The sequence below is a fragment of the Dorea phocaeensis genome, assembly GCF_900240315.1.
Taxonomy (GTDB): domain Bacteria; phylum Bacillota; class Clostridia; order Lachnospirales; family Lachnospiraceae; genus Dorea_B; species Dorea_B phocaeensis.
The window spans coordinates 314,902-335,122 of record NZ_OEPZ01000001.1; the positions used below are offsets into that span (position 1 = coordinate 314,902).

The 20,221-nt window shown below is 44.2% G+C and carries 20 protein-coding genes and 1 pseudogene; 20 read left to right on the forward strand and 1 reads right to left on the reverse strand.

Going from position 1 to position 20,221, the window contains the following annotated elements; translation table 11 throughout:
* Positions 1-244 precede the first annotated feature (244 nt).
* Complete coding sequence (locus C0979_RS01410; RefSeq protein ID WP_101694284.1) at positions 245-703, reverse strand: MarR family winged helix-turn-helix transcriptional regulator; 459 nt, start codon at positions 701-703, stop codon at positions 245-247.
* A gap of 228 nt (positions 704-931) precedes the next feature.
* Between C0979_RS01410 and C0979_RS01415 the strand changes: the two genes are divergently transcribed.
* From C0979_RS01415 to C0979_RS01500, 20 genes and pseudogenes are all read left to right on the forward strand, one after another.
* The gene (locus C0979_RS01415; RefSeq protein WP_101694285.1) at positions 932-1,258 is read left to right on the forward strand and encodes a hypothetical protein; all 327 of its coding nucleotides are present in this window, start codon (positions 932-934) and stop codon (positions 1,256-1,258) included.
* 34 nt (positions 1,259-1,292) lie between these two features.
* On the forward strand, positions 1,293-1,610 hold the full coding sequence (locus C0979_RS01420) for a YabP/YqfC family sporulation protein (RefSeq protein ID WP_101694286.1): 318 nt from the start codon (positions 1,293-1,295) through the stop codon (positions 1,608-1,610).
* A 40-nt stretch (positions 1,611-1,650) separates the two neighbouring features.
* Positions 1,651-2,910 carry a sporulation protein YqfD gene (locus C0979_RS01425; RefSeq protein ID WP_101694287.1) on the forward strand — a complete coding sequence of 420 codons (1,260 nt, stop codon included), beginning with the start codon at positions 1,651-1,653 and terminating at the stop codon, positions 2,908-2,910.
* Between the two features lie 59 nt (positions 2,911-2,969).
* The gene (locus C0979_RS01430) at positions 2,970-3,959 is read left to right on the forward strand and encodes a PhoH family protein (RefSeq protein ID WP_101694288.1); all 990 of its coding nucleotides are present in this window, start codon (positions 2,970-2,972) and stop codon (positions 3,957-3,959) included.
* 2 nt (positions 3,960-3,961) lie between these two features.
* Positions 3,962-4,456 carry an rRNA maturation RNase YbeY gene (gene ybeY, locus C0979_RS01435; protein ID WP_101694289.1) on the forward strand — a complete coding sequence of 165 codons (495 nt, stop codon included), beginning with the start codon at positions 3,962-3,964 and terminating at the stop codon, positions 4,454-4,456.
* An 18-nt stretch (positions 4,457-4,474) separates the two neighbouring features.
* The gene (locus C0979_RS01440) at positions 4,475-6,145 is read left to right on the forward strand and encodes a putative polysaccharide biosynthesis protein (protein ID WP_101694290.1); all 1,671 of its coding nucleotides are present in this window, start codon (positions 4,475-4,477) and stop codon (positions 6,143-6,145) included.
* 56 nt (positions 6,146-6,201) lie between these two features.
* Entirely contained in the window at positions 6,202-6,621 is a 420-nt protein-coding gene (locus tag C0979_RS01445) for a hypothetical protein (RefSeq protein ID WP_101694291.1), read from the forward strand.
* 91 nt (positions 6,622-6,712) lie between these two features.
* Positions 6,713-6,934 carry a DUF896 domain-containing protein gene (locus C0979_RS12055; protein WP_242962620.1) on the forward strand — a complete coding sequence of 74 codons (222 nt, stop codon included), beginning with the start codon at positions 6,713-6,715 and terminating at the stop codon, positions 6,932-6,934.
* Positions 6,882-7,382: pseudogene (locus C0979_RS12345) on the forward strand (5-formyltetrahydrofolate cyclo-ligase); the annotation flags it as partial. The gene C0979_RS12055 and the pseudogene C0979_RS12345, both read left to right, overlap by 53 nt.
* 75 nt (positions 7,383-7,457) lie before the next feature.
* A complete protein-coding gene (locus C0979_RS12350; RefSeq protein WP_334293547.1) occupies positions 7,458-7,640 on the forward strand; it encodes a DUF4250 domain-containing protein in 183 nt (60 codons plus the stop codon).
* Positions 7,606-9,051 carry a tRNA (N6-isopentenyl adenosine(37)-C2)-methylthiotransferase MiaB gene (miaB, locus tag C0979_RS01455; RefSeq protein WP_101694292.1) on the forward strand — a complete coding sequence of 482 codons (1,446 nt, stop codon included), beginning with the start codon at positions 7,606-7,608 and terminating at the stop codon, positions 9,049-9,051. The genes C0979_RS12350 and miaB overlap by 35 nt, the downstream gene beginning before the upstream one ends.
* Before the next feature lie 77 nt (positions 9,052-9,128).
* Entirely contained in the window at positions 9,129-9,554 is a 426-nt protein-coding gene (locus tag C0979_RS01460; RefSeq protein ID WP_101694293.1) for a putative ABC transporter permease, read from the forward strand.
* Positions 9,555-9,613: 59 nt separating this feature from the next.
* Positions 9,614-12,262 carry a DNA mismatch repair protein MutS gene (mutS, locus tag C0979_RS01465; protein WP_330403411.1) on the forward strand — a complete coding sequence of 883 codons (2,649 nt, stop codon included), beginning with the start codon at positions 9,614-9,616 and terminating at the stop codon, positions 12,260-12,262.
* Position 12,263: 1 nt separating this feature from the next.
* Positions 12,264-14,282 carry a DNA mismatch repair endonuclease MutL gene (gene mutL, locus C0979_RS01470; RefSeq protein WP_101694294.1) on the forward strand — a complete coding sequence of 673 codons (2,019 nt, stop codon included), beginning with the start codon at positions 12,264-12,266 and terminating at the stop codon, positions 14,280-14,282.
* The gene (gene miaA / locus C0979_RS01475) at positions 14,283-15,230 is read left to right on the forward strand and encodes a tRNA (adenosine(37)-N6)-dimethylallyltransferase MiaA (RefSeq protein WP_101694295.1); all 948 of its coding nucleotides are present in this window, start codon (positions 14,283-14,285) and stop codon (positions 15,228-15,230) included.
* A complete protein-coding gene (locus C0979_RS01480) occupies positions 15,230-15,526 on the forward strand; it encodes a hypothetical protein (protein ID WP_101694296.1) in 297 nt (98 codons plus the stop codon). The genes miaA and C0979_RS01480 overlap by 1 nt, the downstream gene beginning before the upstream one ends.
* Before the next feature lie 67 nt (positions 15,527-15,593).
* Positions 15,594-16,880, forward strand: a complete 1,287-nt coding sequence (locus tag C0979_RS01485) for a methionine gamma-lyase family protein (protein WP_101694297.1) — start codon at positions 15,594-15,596, stop codon at positions 16,878-16,880.
* A 30-nt stretch (positions 16,881-16,910) separates the two neighbouring features.
* On the forward strand, positions 16,911-18,176 hold the full coding sequence (locus tag C0979_RS01490; RefSeq protein ID WP_101694298.1) for a BaiN/RdsA family NAD(P)/FAD-dependent oxidoreductase: 1,266 nt from the start codon (positions 16,911-16,913) through the stop codon (positions 18,174-18,176).
* Positions 18,163-19,848, forward strand: a complete 1,686-nt coding sequence (locus C0979_RS01495; RefSeq protein ID WP_101694299.1) for an NAD(P)/FAD-dependent oxidoreductase — start codon at positions 18,163-18,165, stop codon at positions 19,846-19,848. Before C0979_RS01490 ends, C0979_RS01495 begins: the two co-directional genes overlap by 14 nt.
* 99 nt (positions 19,849-19,947) lie before the next feature.
* Positions 19,948-20,208, forward strand: coding sequence for a DUF4321 domain-containing protein (locus C0979_RS01500; RefSeq protein WP_101694300.1), 261 nt, complete (start codon positions 19,948-19,950; stop codon positions 20,206-20,208).
* Positions 20,209-20,221: the final 13 nt, after the last annotated feature.

Below are 20,221 nucleotides of genomic sequence, written 5' to 3' on the forward strand. Positions count from 1 at the left end.
GTTCGAGGCGGCTTAGAAGTCCAAGCTTACGCCCCCCCTCATCCGTAACGATGAAGGCGCATTTACAGTGGTTCTTTTCCATAATACCGGGGATTGCTTTGACACTTCCTTGTATTTTAGGCTTTCTGTAGGGAAGAAATGGAAGCGCAATTTTAAGTCCCAGCTGAAAGGTGCGGCAGTATAGTTTCCGAAGTGGATGCATGGTTAGTTCTCCTTCCTTTGATGGTATATTCAGTGTTGATCACTAGGGTTCTGATTCCAGTTCCTGGCACACGTGATCCAGGTTTTCGGAAATGATGGACAGAACGCGATAAAAGATTTTTCGTTCTTCCTCCGAAATTCCCTGACTGGATCGTTCCGTAATTTTCAGAATGACTTTGCTTATTCTGCGGGCATATGCCTCGCCTTCCAAAGTCAGCTTCACCTTGGCGCGGTACTTTTTACCGAGGCTGGATTCTTCGTAATAAATAAAATGATTCTTTTCCAGTTCCGACAGAATTCGAGAGATAGCTGCCTTATCTTCTACACATTTCCGGCTTAAATCTGCGGCTGTCAGTCCTTCCGGATTCTGGTGCAGATAGTAGATACACATAACATGTGCACCTTTTAGTCCAAAAGAATTCATTTTCAGACGTTTGATTTTTTGTATTTTTTTCTGAATTTGAGCGATACCTGTGGTCAGTATTTCAAAACGATTGATCATATAGAATCTCCAATTTCAAATAAGTTGATTTATCAACAAGCTCCGATGATAATATACTTGCATAAAGTTGATTTGTCAACATCAATATATGATCTGGGAGAAATTAAGGGGAATCAAATGTAGAAACTTGCGGTTGGTTTTGGTATCTTTTGGCATAAATATCATGTATACTGTATGAAAAGATTAATAGTTTAAAATTCGATCATCAGGGGAGGAGAAGAGATAGGGATGCGGGAACAGAAAATTTGTAGTTGGATTCACCATATTGCAACTTTTATTGGGGTTTTCATAGGAATGAAACGGCTGCTTGAAAAAAGAGGCGGAATCATCCGAAAAGGGATTCTGGGACTTTTCCTGGGATCTCAGTTGTTTGCGGTCTGCAAGATTTTGGCAGATATGATTTTGGGAAGAAATGGAATTGAAGAGGCTTGTGAAAAAATGGAAGCCGTTTGCAGCTCTCCGAATCAAAGAAGGAGCATGCTTGCAGGAATGACGGCGTTATCCGTGCTTTTTAAAATAGGAACTCCATACATAATTATGCGGCCTCATTCATAGACTGGTAGAAAACCCTGGAAGGGATGTTGTTTTTATGAAGTCAAAAAAGCAGACGACAAAAACAGCATTTGGAGATCATCCAATTCGGGAAAAGGTGGCGGAAATATCAGAACTTCCACGGGATGCAGTGCTTGGAATGCCACTGCTTACCGTACTTGGACAATCGGAATTTACGCTGGAAAACTATACGGGAATTATTGAATATACGGACGCGCTGCTTCGGATTCAGGTGAAGGGCGGACAGATCAAAGTAACGGGGAAACGATTTCAGGTTGTGTATTATGCAAATGATGAGATGAAGGTAAAGGGCTGTATACATTCGATCGAATATCTTTCATCAGAGGCCCGTTAAATAGAATTATTTCAAATCTTTCTGTCAGGGGGAAGGTGTATTGGCAGCAAATTTCTTCCGAACGGTTCAGGGATATCTTCGAATCCGAGTAACGGGATATGCCGTTGAACGGTTTTTAAATGCATGTGGGTATCGAGGCATTTTGCTATGGGGCATTACTCCGCTTGAAGATGCCTGTGAGATGAATATTCGAATTGCAGATTTCCGAAAGCTAAAGCCGGTAATGAAAAAGACCGGGACGAGGGTGGTGATTCTAAATCGGATAGGATTACCGTTCTTTTTTTATCGATATCGTCACAGAAAATCGTTTTTCTTTGGGGCTGCCGCCTGTGCCGTGCTGATTTTTCTTTTGTCGGGTCTTATTTGGGATATTGATATCCGCGGAAATCTTACCTACACAGATGAGACAATTCTAGAATTTCTTGCATCCAAAGATATTCAAAATGGAATGTTAAAGACGCAGATAGACTGTGAACGAATAGCCAAAGATATTCGGAAAGAATATGCGGATGTAATCTGGGTGTCGGCGTCTGTTCAGGGGGCAAAGTTAAAAATTCAGGTGAAGGAAAATACGGATGCTTCTGGCATGGAGACGGATTTGGAAGTAAAAAAAGAAGAGAAGGTTCCGATGGATCTTGTGGCCGACAGAGATTGTGTGATTACAGAAATTGTGCCAAGGACCGGAATGATACAAGTACGTCCCGGGGATACCGTGAAAGAAGGAGAAGTTCTGATATCCGGTCTGATTCCAGTTCAGGACGATGCAAAGGAAATCATCGGTTACCAGTATCAGAAGGCGGACGCAGACATAAGAGGGAAAGCGATCCTTCCTTACGAGGATGTTCTGGAAAATACATATTCCCGGAAAGAATATTTCTACGAAGAGCGTCCTCATCAAATGAGAAGGCGTCAGGCATACTATCTTAGGGTCGGGAGATTTCAGCTGGCTTTTGGGAATCTTCAGAAAAAGGAAGAAAATCAGGAACTCCATACAAGTGAATATCAGATCTGCCTGGGGAAGCGTCTAAAGCTTCCGATTTATCTGGGAACACGGACGGTAATTCCCTATACTGCCCATCCGGAAACCTATGAGAAGAAGGAAATCCAGGAGAGGTTAAGCGCTGATTTTAAGAGATATCTCAGAGAATTGGAGAAAAAAGGGGTAGAAATTATAGAGAATAATGTTAAAATATACACAGGTTCTAAAACCTCTGCTGCCAGAGGGGAATTAACCGTTCTGCTGCCGGTAGGAACTTTGAAGGCTTCACAGATTCCAGAGATTTCAGAGCTTCCAAAGTAAGAAGCATAAGGAACGGAAAAATAAGAGAAACAAAAATAACAAAAGCAGGAGAATTACAGATGGGCTTAACAGAAATGATAATAGAAATACCTGCCGAACACGAAAGCAATGTGTTTGGTCAGTTTGATATTTATGCGAAAAAGATTGAGCGTACGCTTCATGTTACACTGATTGCAAGAGGCGAACACGTCAAAATTATGGGAGAGGCACATATGGCAGAGCGCGCCAGAAAGGTACTGGAACAGCTGACGGAACTTTCCCGGCGCGGTAACACGATTCAGGAGCAAAATGTGGATTACACACTGTCACTGGTAATGGAAGACAAGGAAGAGCAGGTGTTGGAGATTGACAAGGATGTGATCTGCCATACGCTGCAGGGGAAACCGATCAAACCTAAGACACTGGGGCAGAAGAAGTACGTTGATGCTATTCGCAAGAATATGATAGTATTTGGTCTTGGACCTGCCGGAACCGGAAAAACCTATCTTGCCATGGCTATGGCCATTACGGCATTTAAGAATAACGAAGTAGGAAGAATTATTTTGACCAGACCGGCCATTGAAGCAGGAGAGAAGCTTGGATTTCTGCCGGGAGATCTGCAGAGCAAGATTGATCCTTATCTTCGCCCGTTATACGATGCGCTGTATCAGATTATGGGAGCAGAAAGCTTCTTGAAGAATTCTGAAAAAGGACTGATTGAAGTGGCGCCTCTTGCGTATATGAGGGGACGTACGTTAGACAATGCATTTATTATCCTGGATGAGGCACAGAATACAACGCCGGCTCAGATGAAGATGTTCCTGACAAGAATCGGATTTGGATCCAAGGTGGTGATTACAGGAGACGCCACCCAGAAAGACCTTCCGGCGGGGCAGACATCTGGTCTTGATGTTGCTGTTTCGGTTGTTAAGAATCTGGAAGACATCCGTATCTGTAATCTGACGAGCCGGGATGTGGTTCGTCATCCTCTGGTACAAAAGATTGTAAAAGCATATGAAGAATATGAATCAAGAAACAAAGGAAAGAACCGGGATAAAAGGAGAAAGTAGACATGACACTGTATTACGAAGAAGAAGGAGCATTAAAGCTTCCGCTTAACGGTGAAAAAGAAGCAAGAAGAGTGATTGAAGGAGCGTTGGAATATGCAGAATGTCCCTATGAAGCGGAAGTGAATCTTCTGTTGACTATGAATGAACAGATCCATGAGATGAATCTGGAATTTCGAGGGATCGATCGGCCTACGGATGTGCTGTCATTTCCGATGAATGAGTATGAGGTTCCCGGAGTATTTGACGGACTGGAAGCGCAGGAGGACGCATTTCATCCGGAGACCGGAGAGCTGATGCTGGGTGATATTGTAATTTCCAAGGAAAAGGTTCTTGCCCAGGCAGAGGAGTACGGGCACTCTGTAGAGCGAGAATATGCTTTTTTAATCGCGCATTCTGTGTTACACTTAATAGGATATGATCATATAGAAGAAGAGGAACGAATGGTCATGGAAACAAAACAGAGAGAGATTATGAAAAGACTGGATATATTACGTTAAGTATGGAGAAAATCAATCATGGCAGAACATAAGAAAAAGAAAGAGAAAAACTTCCTGGTTCAGGGTTCGATTTTGGCAATTGCAGGGGTAATTACCAAGCTGATCGGCGCGGTGTACCGTATTCCGCTGATGAATATTGTCGGAGATGAGGGAATGGGCTATTACAACGTGGCCTTTTCTATTTATACGGTAGCTTTGACATTGACTTCCTACAGCCTTCCGCTGGCGGTATCGAAGCTGGTATCGGCAAGAGTGGCGACCGGACAGTATAAAAATGCCTACAAAGTATTCAAAGGAGCCATGACATTTGCATTGATCGGCGGCGGTTTTGTGGCGCTTTTGATTTTTTTGGGCGCCGGATTTATCGCGTCAAATATTATGCACATGGATATGAGTGTGTATGCATTAAGGATTCTGGCACCTTGTATTTTGGTCGTAGCATTCTTAGGAGTGTTCCGTGGATTTTTCCAGGGAATCGGAAGTATGGTGCCGACGGCCTTTTCTCAGGTGATTGAGCAGATTGTCAATGCGGTAGCATCCATTGCCGGTGCATACTTTTTGCTGCAGATGGGAAAAGGAATTGCCAAAGCTAAAAGTAACGGCTCTTACGGACCGGCCTATGCAGCTGCGGGCGGAACCGTTGGAACCATTGCCGGCGCATTCTGTGCTATGGTGTTCGTAGCGCTGATTTTTATGGCATATAAAAAGATTCTGAAGCGGCAGATGCGAAGAGACCGCGGGCATAAAAAGGAAAGTTACAAGCGCATTTATAAGATCCTGTTCCTGACGATTGCCCCTGTTATTTTAAGTGCAACGGTCTACAATATCAGCGATTTTATTGATAATGCTATGTTCAGTAATATTATGGCCGCTCAGGGCTTTAAAAAGTCAGAGTATGCAAGACTTCTTGGAATGTTCGGCGGTCAGTACAACACGTTGATTAACGTACCGTTATCTGTATCAACTGCATTGGCAGCGTCTCTGATTCCAAGCCTGGTCGCAACGATTCAGACAGGAAACAGAAGACAGGTACACAACAAAATTAATATGGTAACTCGGTTCAATATGATTCTTGCGATTCCATGTGCGGCAGGTTTTATCGTTCTTGGGAAACCGATTCTGGATCTGCTATTCTTTACACAGGATAATACCAAGGCAGCATTGATGCTTCAGATGGGCGCTATCTCCGTCGTGTTCTTCTGTCTTTCTACAGTGACAAACTCTGTGCTGCAGGGACTGGACGATATGATGACGCCGGTAAAGAACGCGGCAATCTCTCTTGCAATCCATATCGCAGCGTTGTTTTTGATGCTGGTGGTCTTCAAGTGGAATATTTACGCAGTAGTTTTAAGTAAAATTGTCTTTTCGGGAGCGATTTGTATTCTCAATGCACATGCGCTTAGAGAACGGATCGGATATGTGCAGGAACAGAAGAAGACGTTCCTGATTCCAACATTGGCAGCTTTAATTATGTCGGTGGTTACGATTGTGATACATCTGTTGGTAGAACTGTTCATCGGAGAAATTGCGGCAACGATTATTGCATTGCTTGTAGCAGTTCTTTCTTACGGGGCGGCGCTGGTACTTTTGGGTGGCGTTACCGAAGAAGAGATTCTTGGACTTCCAAAAGGTGCGACGCTGGTCACTCTGCTTCGAAAAGTACATCTGATTCGAGGTGAATACCGCTAAATCAGTATAATTATTACGACAATAGCCAATACTGTACTAAAAAAGGAGTGGTCCTTATGAAAAACAAGTACAGTATTGGCTTTTTTGTTGCAGCCATGGCAGCAGTGGTGGCCCTTTCGGGAGCTTATCGGTTTAGTTATGAAAAAGCGAAAGCGAAGGCTGCAGAAGAACTGAAAATAGAAATAAAGGCAGAAAATGAGAAGAAAAAAGAATTGCAGACAGAAGAAACGACTGGGAAGCGGACGCAGCACGGCAGTATATCAGCGGATGGACAGGCTCTAAAAGAGGACTGCTATTATCTGATGGAGGTCAATGGATATGTGGTGGTCTATCTAAGTGACCGGAAGACGCCTTACGAATATACGGACATTCTGTATGATGAGCTTCCTGCCATACTGCGCCAGGAAATCAGGAACGGAAAATACCTGGAAGGCTCGGAAGAACTGTTCGGATTTCTGGAGAATTATTCGAGTTAATGTGTAGACTTCCAGGCAGACTTGGTGTAAGATAGAGAACGTAATTTGTGGAATTACCACAGAATGGAAAACAAAGGAAGGAACAAAAGAGATGAATGATCAGAAGATCGCAAGAATTAATGAATTATATCATAAATCAAAAGAAGAAGGACTGACTCCGGAAGAAGCAAAAGAGCAGCAGATTTTAAGAAGAGAGTATATTGATGCATTTAAACGCAACTTAAGAGGTCAGCTTAATAATATCGATATCAAAGAAAAAGATGGTTCGATTACGAATCTGGGTGAAAAATTTGGAAACAAAGCAGGTCATTAGAACGTGTATTTATGAAATCCGGGAACACTTGACACCATCGCAGTGGGAGATGATGACAAGCCGGATTGGAAGAAACGTTTTTTTTCATCCGGCGTATCGGCAGGCAGAAGATATTCTCTGCTATCTGGACATCCGCAGGGAGGTTGGAACAAGAGGAATCATTGAGAAGGCATGGAAAGACGGCAAACGAACATGGATTCCGAAGGTGATGGGAAAAGAGATGGAATTTTTTCGGCTTACCGCCTGGGAAGACTTAAGCCCCGGTGCTTTTGGAATCCCGGAGCCAAAAGATGGGGAAAGATTTCAGGAAAAGCAAGGGCTCGTCGTCTTACCGGGAACAGCCTACGATGCTTCTGGTTACCGGATTGGTTATGGCGGCGGATATTACGACCGCTATCTTGCCAAGCATCCGGAACTTACGAAGATGGGAATCGGATTTTCATTTCAGCTATTTCCGACGCTTCCCAAAGAGCCCTGCGATATTCCTGTGGATATTGTAATTACAGAAGAAGGAGTGAATCAAATGGAAATAAAGCTTCCTAAAGATCCCATGTTGCTGCTTAGCGTCGTAAATACGAAGATCAGGGATTACTATCATACACTGGACGCCCTCTGCGAGGACATGTGCGTAGAAAAAGAAGCTATTATCAGTCAATTGAAAGGAATCGATTATGAATATGATGAATCCAGACATCAGTTTGTCTAATGAGACGGTGCCGGTATCTGAACCGGAACGCCAGTATTATTACATAGAAAAAGCAAAGACATATGTAGAGGCGCTTCGTGAGCGTCTTGGAAGACCGGTGACATTCTGTGTTACCACCTTTGGCTGTCAGATGAATGCCAGAGACTCTGAAAAACTGCGGGGAATCTTAGAACAGATCGGCTATATAGAAGCAGAAGAAGAGGAAGCGGATTTCATTATTTATAACACCTGTACCGTCCGTGAAAACGCGAATACCAGAGTGTACGGACGACTGGGACAGTTAAAGCCCCGCAAACAGAAGAATCCGCATATGATGATCGGTCTTTGCGGCTGCATGATGCAGGAGCCGGAAGTCGTAGAAAAACTGAAGAAAAGCTATCGTTTCGTCGATATTATCTTTGGAACACATAATATCTTTAAATTCGCGGAATTGATTGTCAATCGTTTTGAATCAGACCGGATGGTCATTGATATTTGGAAGGATACGGATCAGATAATAGAAGACCTGCCGAATGACCGGAAGTATGCGTTCAAATCCGGAGTGAATATTATGTTTGGCTGCAACAATTTCTGCAGCTACTGTATCGTACCATACGTTAGAGGACGGGAACGAAGCCGGGATCCAAAAGCCATTGTCCGCGAGATTCAGAAAATGGTGGCAGACGGCGTTGTGGAAGTCATGCTGCTTGGACAAAATGTGAACTCTTATGGAAAGACCCTGGAACAGCCAATGACTTTCGCACAGCTGTTGAAAGAAATTGAGCAGATCGAGGGATTGGAGCGGATTCGGTTTATGACCAGTCACCCGAAGGACCTTTCCGATGAATTGATTCAGGTAATGGGTGAGTCTAAGAAGATCTGCAAACATTTACATCTGCCGGTGCAGTCGGGAAGCAGCAGAATCCTGAAGAAGATGAATCGCAGATATACCAAAGAACAGTATTTGGATCTGGTAGAACGGATTCGCGCGGCGGTGCCGGATATTTCTCTGACTACGGATATTATCGTAGGATTTCCTGGAGAGACAGAAGAAGATTTTCAGGAGACGTTAGATGTGGTAAGAAAGGTTCGTTATGACAGTGCGTTTACGTTCATCTATTCCAAGCGAACCGGAACACCTGCGGCAGCCATGGAAGATCAGGTGCCGGAAGATGTGGTAAAGGATCGTTTTGATCGCCTGTTAAAAGAAGTTCAGACCATTGCGGCTGAAGTCTGCTCTGTTCACGAAGGGACTACTCAGACGGTATTGGCTGAGTCCGTCAGCGACCATGACAGCACGATGATTACAGGCAGAATGAGTAACAATCTGCTGGTACATTTTAAGGGAGAAGAAACACTGATTGGAAAGCTTGTAAACGTGCATCTCACAGAATGCAAAGGCTTCTACTACCTTGGTGAATTGGTGGAATAGTATAAATATACCACCCATAATATTGATGGGAAACGCCCAAACTATCTAGTAAGAACTAATAGTGGGGGCGTTTTTTTATGGGACAATTCAGAAAGCGGTTAAGTGAATATCTGTTTATCTGGGCGTTGGGCGGCAGTCTTTATTATACTTTTGAGCTGGTGTTTCGAGGGTTCTCTCATTGGTCGATGTTTGTGCTTGGTGGAATCTGCATGGTCTTTTTTACTGTGCAGGGCCAGATGCTCCATTGGCAGGATCCGCTGTGGCGGCAGATTTTTAGAGGCACCATCTTCATTACGGCGATGGAGTTCATCACCGGAATCATCGTCAACAAATGGATGCATCTTCAGGTCTGGGATTATACGGATCAGCCTTTTCAGTTGTTTGGGCAGATTTGTCTGCCGTTTGCATTGATCTTTTCGGGATTATGTGCCCTGGGAATTCTGCTGTCAGGGTATCTTCTGTACTGGCTGTACGGCGAGGAAAAGCCAAACTTTACTCTTTAAAAAGGGGCAGATCGGTGCTATAATGAAATGTAAAATGTTAACAAAAGAGGAGAAATAACGTGGCAGAATTAACACCAATGATGCAGCAGTACATGCAGACCAAAAAGGAATATCCAGACTGCATCTTGTTCTATAGATTAGGAGATTTTTATGAAATGTTTTTTGATGATGCGCTGATTGCATCCAAAGAACTAGAGATTACATTAACAGGGAAAAACTGCGGATTGGAAGAGCGGGCGCCTATGTGCGGCGTTCCTTACCATTCTGTAGATGGGTATCTGAACCGTCTGGTCTCTAAGGGGTACAAAGTGGCCATTTGCGAACAGACGGAAGATCCGTCAACAGCCAAAGGATTGGTAAAAAGGGAAGTGGTGCGGATCGTAACGCCAGGGACTAATCTGGATACGCAGTCTTTGGATGAGACCCGGAATAATTATATTATGAGTGTGGTCTATATTGCAGACCGATTCGGAATGTCCATTGCGGATATTACAACCGGGGACTATTTTGTGACAGAAATCGGGGATAGCGAGAAGCTGTTCGATGAGATTTTCAAATTTATGCCATCTGAACTGATCTGTAATGAGGCCTTTTATATGAGCGGTATGGATTTGGATCTATTAAAAGAAAAGCTGGGAATTAGCATTTATGCGTTGGATTCCTGGTATTTTGACGATGCTATCTGTACCCAGACGCTGAAAGATCATTTTCATGTCAGTGCGATGGAAGGGTTGGGGCTTTCCGATTTCGACAGTGGGATCATTGCGGCCGGAGCTTTGTTAAAATACTTGTTAGAAACGCAGAAACGAGATCTGTCTCATATGACGAGACTTTCCGTTTATACGACTGGAAAGTATATGTTGCTTGACAGCTCTACCAGGCGGAATCTGGAGCTTTGTGAAACGTTAAGGGAAAAGCAAAAGAGAGGCTCTCTTCTGTGGGTATTGGATAAAACAAAGACAGCGATGGGCGCCAGAGCGCTTCGCAAATTTATTGAACAGCCCCTCATTGACCGGACAGAGATCAACAGACGTCTTGATGCGGTAGACGAATTCAAGAACGAAGCTATTTCAAGAGAAGAGCTGCGGGAATATCTGTCTCCGGTTTATGACCTGGAACGCCTGGTATGTAAGATTACTTATCAGTCGGCTAATCCGAGGGATCTGATTGCATTTGAGACATCTCTTGCTATGATGCCTCATGTTAAATGTATTTTGCAGGATATGAAATCACCGCTTTTAAAAGAACTATACGAAAACTTAGATCCATTAGAGGATCTTTGTACATTGGTGAAAAAGGCGATTAAAGAAGATCCTCCGATTGCCATGAAGGAGGGCGGTATCATAAGAGACGGCTACAACGAAGAAGTAGATCGCTTGAGAAGCGCCAAATCCGATGGAAAGGAATGGCTTGCAAAGTTAGAGTCAGACGAACGTGAAAAGACGGGAATTAAGAATTTAAGAGTCCGCTATAATAAAGTATTTGGCTATTATTTGGAAGTAACCAATTCTTATAAAGATCTAGTGCCGGATTATTATACCAGAAAGCAGACCCTTGCCAATGCAGAGCGTTACATTATTCCGGAGCTGAAGGAACTGGAAGATACGATCCTGGGGGCGGAAGACCGTCTGTATGCACTGGAATATCAGATTTTCAGTGATATTCGGGATCAGATTGCCAAAGAAGTTCTAAGAATTCAGACAGCAGCGCGGATTATCGCGAAGCTGGATGCGTTTGCATCGCTTGCACTGGTTGCGGAAAGAAATCACTATGTGCGTCCTGATATCAATGAAAAGGGAGTGATTGATATCAAAGACGGCAGACATCCGGTGGTAGAGAAAATGATTCCCAATGATATGTTTATCTGTAATGATACCTATCTCAATGATAAGAAAAACAGAATTTCTATTATTACAGGTCCGAATATGGCTGGAAAGTCTACTTATATGCGTCAGACGGCACTGATTGTTCTGATGGCACAGATTGGTTCCTTTGTGCCGGCGGCTTCGGCAAACATCGGAATTGTGGATCGGATCTTTACCCGTGTAGGAGCGTCAGATGACTTGGCCAGCGGCCAAAGTACCTTCATGGTGGAAATGACAGAAGTTGCGAACATTCTTCGCAATGCTACCAGCAAAAGTCTTCTGATCCTGGACGAAATTGGAAGAGGAACCAGTACCTTCGATGGGTTAAGTATTGCGTGGGCAGTGATTGAACATATCAGCAACAGTAAGCTTTTAGGAGCTAAGACACTGTTTGCGACCCATTACCATGAGCTGACGGAATTGGAAGGAAAGATTGACAATGTGAACAACTACTGTATCGCTGTAAAAGAAAAGGGCGATGATATTTTATTCCTTCGCAAGATTGTAAAAGGCGGTGCAGATAAGAGTTACGGAATTCAGGTTGCCCATCTTGCAGGGGTTCCGGAAAGTGTTACCAACCGTGCAAAAGAGATTGTAGAAGAGCTGGTTCATGCTGATATTACGACAAGGATTAAGGATATTTCCGTCCAAGGGCAAAGTCAAACAAAGGTGAAGACCAAGCATTACGATGAGGTGGATCTGGCACAGATGTCACTGTTTGATACGGTTCAAGATAATGATGTACTGGAGGAATTAAAGAACCTAGATGTCAGCAACCTAACGCCGATTGATGCACTCAATACGCTCTATCAGCTGCAGAACAAGTTAAAGAACAGGTGGTAACATGGGAAAGATACAAGTTTTAGATCCTGTGACAGTCGATCAGATTGCAGCAGGAGAGGTTATAGAACGGCCAGCTTCTGTGGTGAAGGAGTTGGTAGAAAACGCAATTGATGCCGGGGCGTCAGCCGTGGTTGTCGAGATAAAAGAAGGCGGGATCTCTTATATGCGAATTGCCGATAACGGATGTGGAATCAGCAGAGAAGATGTGCCGGCTGCATTCTTACGCCATTCTACCAGCAAGATCCGAACAGTCGATGATCTTGTACATATTGGGTCTTTGGGATTCCGTGGGGAGGCTCTTTCCAGTATCGCGGCTGTCTCGCAGGTAGAACTGGTTACCAAGACGGCGGATCAGACGTTTGGCACCAGATACCGAATTGCCGGCGGCAAAGAAGAGGGAATCGAAGATGCCGGAGCTAAAGATGGCACCACCTTTATTATTCGCCAGCTTTTCTATAATACGCCGGCCAGACGTAAGTTTTTAAAGACGCCGATGACAGAGGCAAGCCATGTAGGAGATCTGATGACCCGGATGGCATTATCTCATCCGGAAGTATCGTTTCAGTTTATCAACAATGGACAGACGAAACTTCACACAGCAGGAAACGGGAAGTTAAGAGACGTCATTTATCATGTTTATGGAAGAGAGATTGCATCAAATCTTCTGCGTGCAGAATATGAAACTTCAGGACTTAAGATTACAGGCTTCCTTGGGAAACCGTTGATCTCACGTGGAAACCGTAATTTTGAGAATTATTATATCAACGGCAGATATGTGAAAAGCAGTATCATCGCCAAGGCAATAGAAGACGGGTATAAAGATTTTACCATGCAGCATAAGTATCCGTTTGTAGTTCTTCATATGGAGATTAACACAGAAAACATTGATGTGAATGTACATCCGACTAAGATGGAACTTCGTTTCAACCGGCAGCAGGAAGTCTATAATGCAGTTTATGCTGCGGTAGATGAAGGACTTCACAGAGAGGAACTGATTCCACAGGTAGAGGTGAACGTTCCGAAAGCGCAGGAGCTGCCACCAGTTACGATTTCAAAGAAAGAGGAAGTTCCACCAGTTACAGTTTTAAAGAAGGAAGAGCTTCCGCCAGTTACGATTCCGAAGAAGTCGGAGCTTCCGCCAGTTACGATTCCGAAGAAATCGGAGCTTCCGCCGAAGGAAGAACGGGATTTGAATTACTTTATGGAAAAGATGAAAGAGCGTGTGACGGCTTATCATAATCAAAATTCCTCCGCAGAAGTAAAAGACAAAGAGAAAATCTTCAAGCCACAGATACAGGCTGATCGGATCCGGGAAGCGGTACAGTATGCAAAAAAGACAGAACTTCCAAAGTCGGAACCTCCAAAGCCAGAACCGTCAAAATCAGAACCTCCAAAACAGATGAATCTGTTTGAGGAGAGGCTTTTAAGTGAACAAGCGCGTGCAAGGCATAAGATTATCGGACAAGTATTTGATACTTACTGGCTGGTAGAGTTCCAGGATCAACTATATATCATTGATCAGCATGCGGCTCACGAGCGCGTGCTTTATGAACGGACCCTGAAGGGAATGAAGACCAGAGAATTTACATCGCAGATGATCAGTCCGCCGATTCTCTTAAATCTTGGGATGCAGGAGGCGCAGCTTCTGAATGAATACATGGATCAATTTACCCGAATTGGATTTGAAATCGAAGAGTTTGGACAGGATACCTATGCGGTGCGGGCGGTACCGGATAATTTATTTTCTCTTGCAAAGAAAGATCTTCTGATTGAAATGCTGGATAGTTTATCCGATGAACTGAACAGGACGATGACAGCGGAACTAATTGATGAAAAGGTAGCCTCTATGTCCTGTAAAGCTGCGGTAAAAGGAAATATGAAACTTTCCGCTGCCGAAGCGGATGCTTTAATCGGAGAACTCCTGACACTGGATAATCCCTATCACTGTCCACATGGAAGACCGACGATTATTTCCATGACAAAACGGGATTTGGAAAAGAAATTTAAGAGGATTGTATAAATGAAAAAGAAACCTTTAATTGTATTGACAGGACCGACAGCCGTTGGGAAAACAAAGGCCTCTATCGGTCTTGCGAAAGCCATCGGCGGAGAAATTATCTCGGCCGACTCTATGCAGGTTTACCGGCATATGGACATTGGATCTGCCAAGATCACCAAAGAGGAAATGCAAGGGGTTCCTCATCATCTGGTAGATGTGTTGGAGCCCTGGGAGGAATTTCATGTTGTTAAGTTTCAGCAAATGGCTAAAAAGGCGATGGAAGCCATCTATGCTAACGGACATGTCCCGATTTTGGTAGGAGGAACAGGATTCTATATTCAGGCACTTCTTTATGATATTGATTTTACAGAAGACAATAAGGAAAGTGGTTTTCGAAAAGAGCTGGAAGACTTTGCAAAAGAGTATGGAGCAGAGGCGCTTCATAGCAGATTAGAATCGGTAGACGAAAAAGCCGCGCAGGAGATTCATGCCAATAACGTGAAACGGGTGATACGAGCATTGGAATTCTATCATCAGACCGGACAGAAGATTTCCGAACACAACAAAGCGGAACGGCAGAAAGAATCGCCTTATGACTTCTGCTATTTTGTGCTGACAGACGATCGCAAAAAGCTTTACGAGAAAATTAACTGCCGGGTTGATCAGATGGTGGAAGAAGGGCTGATAGAAGAAGTACAAAAGTTAAGGGAAATGGGATGTACCCGGGAAATGGTTTCTATGCAGGGGCTTGGATACAAAGAAATTCTGGCTTATTTAGAGGGTGAACTGACATTGGAAGAAGCCGTTTACCGGATCAAACGAGACACCAGACATTTTGCAAAGCGACAGATCACCTGGTTTAAGAGGGAGAGACAGGTGATTTGGATCGAGAAACAGGCATATGACTATGACGAAGAAAAAATATTGGAACAGATGATACAGAAGATTAGACAAATGGAGGGAGTATAATGTTTCGCAGGTTATTTGGAGGATCCAAATTTCTAAAGAAAATGAATACCTTAATGGAAGTTTATTCCTGCAGCCATAACGCAGCGGCTACCTATAAAGAACTGGTGCAGCTGGCGCCGTTGATTAAGACAGAAGGAGAACGGGCGCTCTATGAATTGAACCGGGCATCCCTTCTCTATGATATGAAGGATTATCGGAAAGCGGCGGATATTGTTCTGGAGATCCCATCTCTAAATCCGCAGTTCGACGCCAAATGCGCGCAGTTAAAGACGAAGATTATGGATACTCTGATTTAAATTGACAGGAAGCAAAACAGCGGGCAGAGAAATCCAACAGAAACCATAATGGAAGGATGAAAAAAAGATGTTTGAAATGGAAACAATGTATCGGGAAATCGGAATCCGCAAATCGGTTCTTGATTTTGGAAAAAAGATAGAAGAGCGTCTCAGTGAACGTTTTCAGGAGATTGATAAAATTGCAGAATATAACCAGCTGAAGGTCATCCATGCGATGCAGGAAAAGCGGGTGAGCGCAGACTGCTTTCATTATGCAAGCGGTTATGGATACGATGACCACGGAAGAGATACCTTAGAAGAGGTTTATGCGGCAATTTTCCATACCGAGAGCGCATTGGTACGTCCACAGATCGCCTGTGGAACGCATGCCCTGGCTTTGGCGCTTAGCGCTAATTTAAGGCCTGGAGATGAACTGTTATCTCCGGCCGGAAAACCCTACGATACATTAGAGGAAGTGATTGGAATTCGGCCGTCCAAGGGATCTTTGGCAGAATACGGCGTAAGCTATTCTCAGGTGGATCTTTTGGAGGATGGAACATTTGATTATGATAATATCGCAAAAGCATTAAACGAAAGAACGAAACTGGTCACAATTCAGCGTTCAAAAGGCTATCAGACCAGACCGAGTTTTTCCGTGAAGCAGATCGGGGAACTGATTGCTTTTGTGAAAAAGATCAAGCCAGATGTCATCTGTATGGTAGATAACTGTTACGGAGAATTTGTAGAGACCATTGAACCAAGCGATGTGGGAGCTGATATGGTAGTCGGATCTCTGATTAAGAATCCAGGCGGTGGTCTTGCACCGATTGGCGGCTATATTGCCGGACGTGAAGACCTGGTAGAGGCCTGTGCATATCGGTTGACTTCTCCGGGACTCGGGAAAGAGGTAGGCGCATCCTTAGGCGTAATGCAATCTTTTTATCAGGGACTTTTCCTGGCACCTACAGTTGTTGCCGGAGCGTTAAAAGGCGCTATTTTTGCTGCAAATATATATGAGGAACTGGGATATCACGTTATTCCAAACAGCACAGAAAGCCGCCATGATATTATTCAGGCGGTAGAGTTTGGCGTGCCGGAAGGCGTCATTGCATTCTGCAAAGGAATTCAGGCGGCAGCTCCAGTAGATTCTTATGTCACTCCGGTTCCATGGGCGATGCCGGGTTACGACAGTGATGTCATTATGGCTGCCGGAGCATTCGTACAGGGATCTTCCATTGAGCTTAGTGCAGACGGACCGATTAAGCCGCCGTATGCGGTATATTTTCAGGGGGGATTGACCTGGCCTCATGCCAAGCTTGGAATTCTAATGTCGCTGGAATACCTGATTCGGGATGAGGTTGTCACCTTAAAATAATACAAACACAGGAGAAGGGAGAGCCAAAATATGAGACGAATTGGCATTATCGGGGGAGGCGCATCTGGGATCGTAGCTGCAATTGCAGCTGCCCGTACCAATGTGCAGGCAGAAATTACGATTCTGGAACATAAAGATTCCATTGGCAAAAAAATACTGGCAACCGGTAATGGAAGATGCAATCTGACAAACCGGACACTGGACGTATCCTGTTATCGAAGCGAAGATTCTGATTTTATATCGAATCTACTTCAAAAGTTTGATACCGAAGATGCCATTCGTTTTTTCTCTTCTTTGGGGTTGGTAATGAAATGGCGCGGAACGTATGGGTATCCCCGCTCGGATCAGGCGGCATCGGTTGTAGAACTTCTTGAGCTGGAATTAAAGAGACTTGGAATCAAAATTCGTACCGGAATCCATGTGGATGCCATAGAAAAGAAAAAGGCTGGCTATCTGGTGTCAGCAGGAAAGGAACGACTGGTGTTTGACCGTGTGATTCTTTCCTGCGGCGGAAGAGCTGCACAGAAGCTTGGTTCCGACGGCAGTGGTTACAGCCTTGCAAAGTCATTGGGGCATACGATGGTGCCGGTAGTTCCGGCGTTGGTACAGTTAAAAATCAAGGAGCATCCGTTTGCCAAGGCATCGGGGGTACGAACAGACGCATCGGTTTCCGTGTGTATTGGTGGAGAGCGCAAAGCGAAAGATACCGGCGAGCTTCAAATTACCGCTTATGGGGTCTCCGGAATTCCTATATTCCAGATCAGCCGTTACGCCGCGTACGGCTGCTATGAGAAGAAAAAGGTATCGGTGGAGGTCGATTTTCTCCCGGAACTTGGGGAAAAAGAAACAGAGCATTTGTTTTTACAGAGAAGGAAAGACTGTGCAGATCGAAAGGCCGGTGACTTCCTGACGGGAATCTTTCCAAAAAAATTGATTCCCTGTCTCTTAAGTCTTGCCAAAATTAAGATCCATACACCCGTAGAAAAGCTTAGCGATGCCAACTTACATACACTGGCAAAGGTCTGCAAGCATACGGATCTGTTCGTTTCTGAAACGAATGGTTTTGAAAATGCGCAGGTCTGTGCAGGAGGAATCAGAACGACCGAAGTTTGTCCTGATACGATGGAATCAAGGAACCTGAAAGGGCTTTATCTAACCGGAGAATTATTGGATGTAGACGGTATCTGCGGCGGATATAACTTGCAGTTTGCCTGGGCAACAGGATATTTGGCAGGATGTGCTGCAGCCGGAGACAGGAAGGATATAAAGAGGGACATAAAAGATGATTCGAATTAATCAGTTAAAATTAGATATTTCTCATACAGAAGCGGATCTGTCGGCGAAGATATGTAAAACTCTTCGCATCAGGGAAGATGCGCTTCTTTCTTATACCATAAAAAAGGAATCCCTGGATGCAAGGAAGAAGCCAAAGCTCTATCGGATTTATACGGTAGATGTATTGGTAAAGAATGAGCAGGGACTAAAAAAGAAGCTTCGGAATGCTTCTTCGGTACAATTTGATCGAAAAGAAATTGTTTATCGTCCAGCAGTCACAGGGACAAAAGAATTATCCCATCGTCCAGTTATTGTCGGAACTGGACCTGCCGGGTTGTTCTGTGGCTATCAGCTGGCAAGCATGGGATATCGTCCCATTCTCCTGGAACGTGGAAAGAAGGTAGAAGACCGGGTGAAGGATGTGGCTGATTTTTGGCAGACCGGTATCTTAAATCCTCAGTCAAATGTCCAGTTTGGAGAAGGAGGCGCCGGAACTTTTTCTGACGGGAAGTTAAACACTCTGGTTCATGACAAGTTCGGTCGTCATACACGTGTACTGGAACTGTTCGTAAAATATGGCGCGCCAAAAGAGATTCTCTATCAGAATAAGCCGCATATTGGAACGGATATTCTGATTGAAGTGGTGAGAGGCATTCGGAATGCCATTTTGGAAATGGGTGGAGAGATCCGCTTTTCCTCCCAAATGACAGATCTTATTATTCAAAGTGAAACGTCAAAAATAAGCGGGATTAAGGTGTTTAATCATACCACACAAGAACAAGAACTGATTCCGACAGATCTTCTAGTTTTGGCCATTGGTCACAGCGCCAGAGATACTTTTGCAACATTACAGCAGAAAGGGCTTCCTATGGAGGCGAAATCCTTTGCTGTAGGAGTAAGAGTAGAACATCCGCAGGAAATGATTAACCGTGATCAATATGGGGAAGACTATGAACAGCTTTATCATGGACAGCTTCCGGCAGCGGCTTATAAGCTCACCTGTAATCTGGAAAGCGAAAGAGGCGTATATACCTTCTGCATGTGTCCTGGCGGTTATGTGGTCAATGCATCTTCAGAGTCCAATCGCCTGGCGGTTAATGGCATGAGCTACCATGACCGAGCTGGAAAGAATGCAAATTCTGCAGTCATTGTAACGGTGACCCCAAATGACTTTGCGGAAAATGCAAAAAACAAAGAAAATGAAGAGGTTGCAGAAAAGAGCGAAGGAAATGTATTAGCGGGAATGGATTTCCAGCGGCGGCTCGAAGAGGCTGCTTACCAAGAAGGACAAGGAAAAATACCGGTACAGCTCTTTGAAGACTTCTGTCAGAACCGTCCGTCAAAAGGTCCGGGATCCTTTGAACCTCAAATGAAGGGTGCATATCACTGGGGAAATGTCAGAAATATTTTCCCGGATTTCCTTTCGGAGGCACTGGAAGAGGGAATCAAAGCCTTTGCCATGAAGCTTCCGGGGTATGCCGGAGGGGATACCGTTTTATCTGGTGTCGAAAGCAGAACCTCTTCTCCGATTCGCATCATAAGGGATGAGTCTTTGCAGAGTACAATCGGCGGAATCTATCCCTGCGGCGAGGGAGCGGGGTATGCGGGAGGGATCACTTCCGCGGCGATGGATGGCTTAAAAGTAGCTGAAGAAATCGCCAAAAACTACCGTTTTTTCGACATTTCCAAATGAGAAATAAGAAAAAATTAATGGGTTAAGTCTATACACCTTTTCGGAAATGTGATAGAATGTAGTGAGTTTTTAGATGGATAAAAACGAGGAGGAGTACATATGAAAGGAACAGGGAGCAAAAACTCCTGGGCTTTATTTTTGCTGATTTTGGCAGGAATTGTGCTGGGTGGTTTTATTGGCATGCTTGCAGAAGGGGTTCCGGCGCTTAACTGGCTGTCCTACGGTCAGACTTTCGGGCTGGATGAGCCGATTGTCCTCAATCTTGGACTTTTGGTGATTACCTTTGGGCTTTCCATTAAGATTACCATCGCAAGTATTATTGGCGTGATTCTTTCCATTATCATATATCGTTTCTTATAAATGATTCTGTTAC

Coding starts and splice junctions, on each gene's coding strand:
- C0979_RS01410 (WP_101694284.1), bottom strand. CDS start 703: ATGATCAATCGTTTTGAAATACTGACCACAGGTATCGCTCAAATTCAG.
- C0979_RS01495 (WP_101694299.1), top strand. CDS start 18,163: ATGATTCGAATTAATCAGTTAAAATTAGATATTTCTCATACAGAAGCG.
- C0979_RS01500 (WP_101694300.1), top strand. CDS start 19,948: ATGAAAGGAACAGGGAGCAAAAACTCCTGGGCTTTATTTTTGCTGATT.
- C0979_RS01415 (WP_101694285.1), top strand. CDS start 932: ATGCGGGAACAGAAAATTTGTAGTTGGATTCACCATATTGCAACTTTT.
- miaA (WP_101694295.1), top strand. CDS start 14,283: ATGAAAAAGAAACCTTTAATTGTATTGACAGGACCGACAGCCGTTGGG.
- C0979_RS01430 (WP_101694288.1), top strand. CDS start 2,970: ATGGGCTTAACAGAAATGATAATAGAAATACCTGCCGAACACGAAAGC.
- C0979_RS01420 (WP_101694286.1), top strand. CDS start 1,293: ATGAAGTCAAAAAAGCAGACGACAAAAACAGCATTTGGAGATCATCCA.
- C0979_RS01460 (WP_101694293.1), top strand. CDS start 9,129: ATGGGACAATTCAGAAAGCGGTTAAGTGAATATCTGTTTATCTGGGCG.
- C0979_RS01480 (WP_101694296.1), top strand. CDS start 15,230: ATGTTTCGCAGGTTATTTGGAGGATCCAAATTTCTAAAGAAAATGAAT.
- mutL (WP_101694294.1), top strand. CDS start 12,264: ATGGGAAAGATACAAGTTTTAGATCCTGTGACAGTCGATCAGATTGCA.
- ybeY (WP_101694289.1), top strand. CDS start 3,962: ATGACACTGTATTACGAAGAAGAAGGAGCATTAAAGCTTCCGCTTAAC.
- C0979_RS01440 (WP_101694290.1), top strand. CDS start 4,475: ATGGCAGAACATAAGAAAAAGAAAGAGAAAAACTTCCTGGTTCAGGGT.
- C0979_RS12055 (WP_242962620.1), top strand. CDS start 6,713: ATGAATGATCAGAAGATCGCAAGAATTAATGAATTATATCATAAATCA.
- C0979_RS01445 (WP_101694291.1), top strand. CDS start 6,202: ATGAAAAACAAGTACAGTATTGGCTTTTTTGTTGCAGCCATGGCAGCA.
- C0979_RS01490 (WP_101694298.1), top strand. CDS start 16,911: ATGAGACGAATTGGCATTATCGGGGGAGGCGCATCTGGGATCGTAGCT.
- C0979_RS12350 (WP_334293547.1), top strand. CDS start 7,458: ATGGAAATAAAGCTTCCTAAAGATCCCATGTTGCTGCTTAGCGTCGTA.
- miaB (WP_101694292.1), top strand. CDS start 7,606: ATGAATATGATGAATCCAGACATCAGTTTGTCTAATGAGACGGTGCCG.
- C0979_RS01485 (WP_101694297.1), top strand. CDS start 15,594: ATGTTTGAAATGGAAACAATGTATCGGGAAATCGGAATCCGCAAATCG.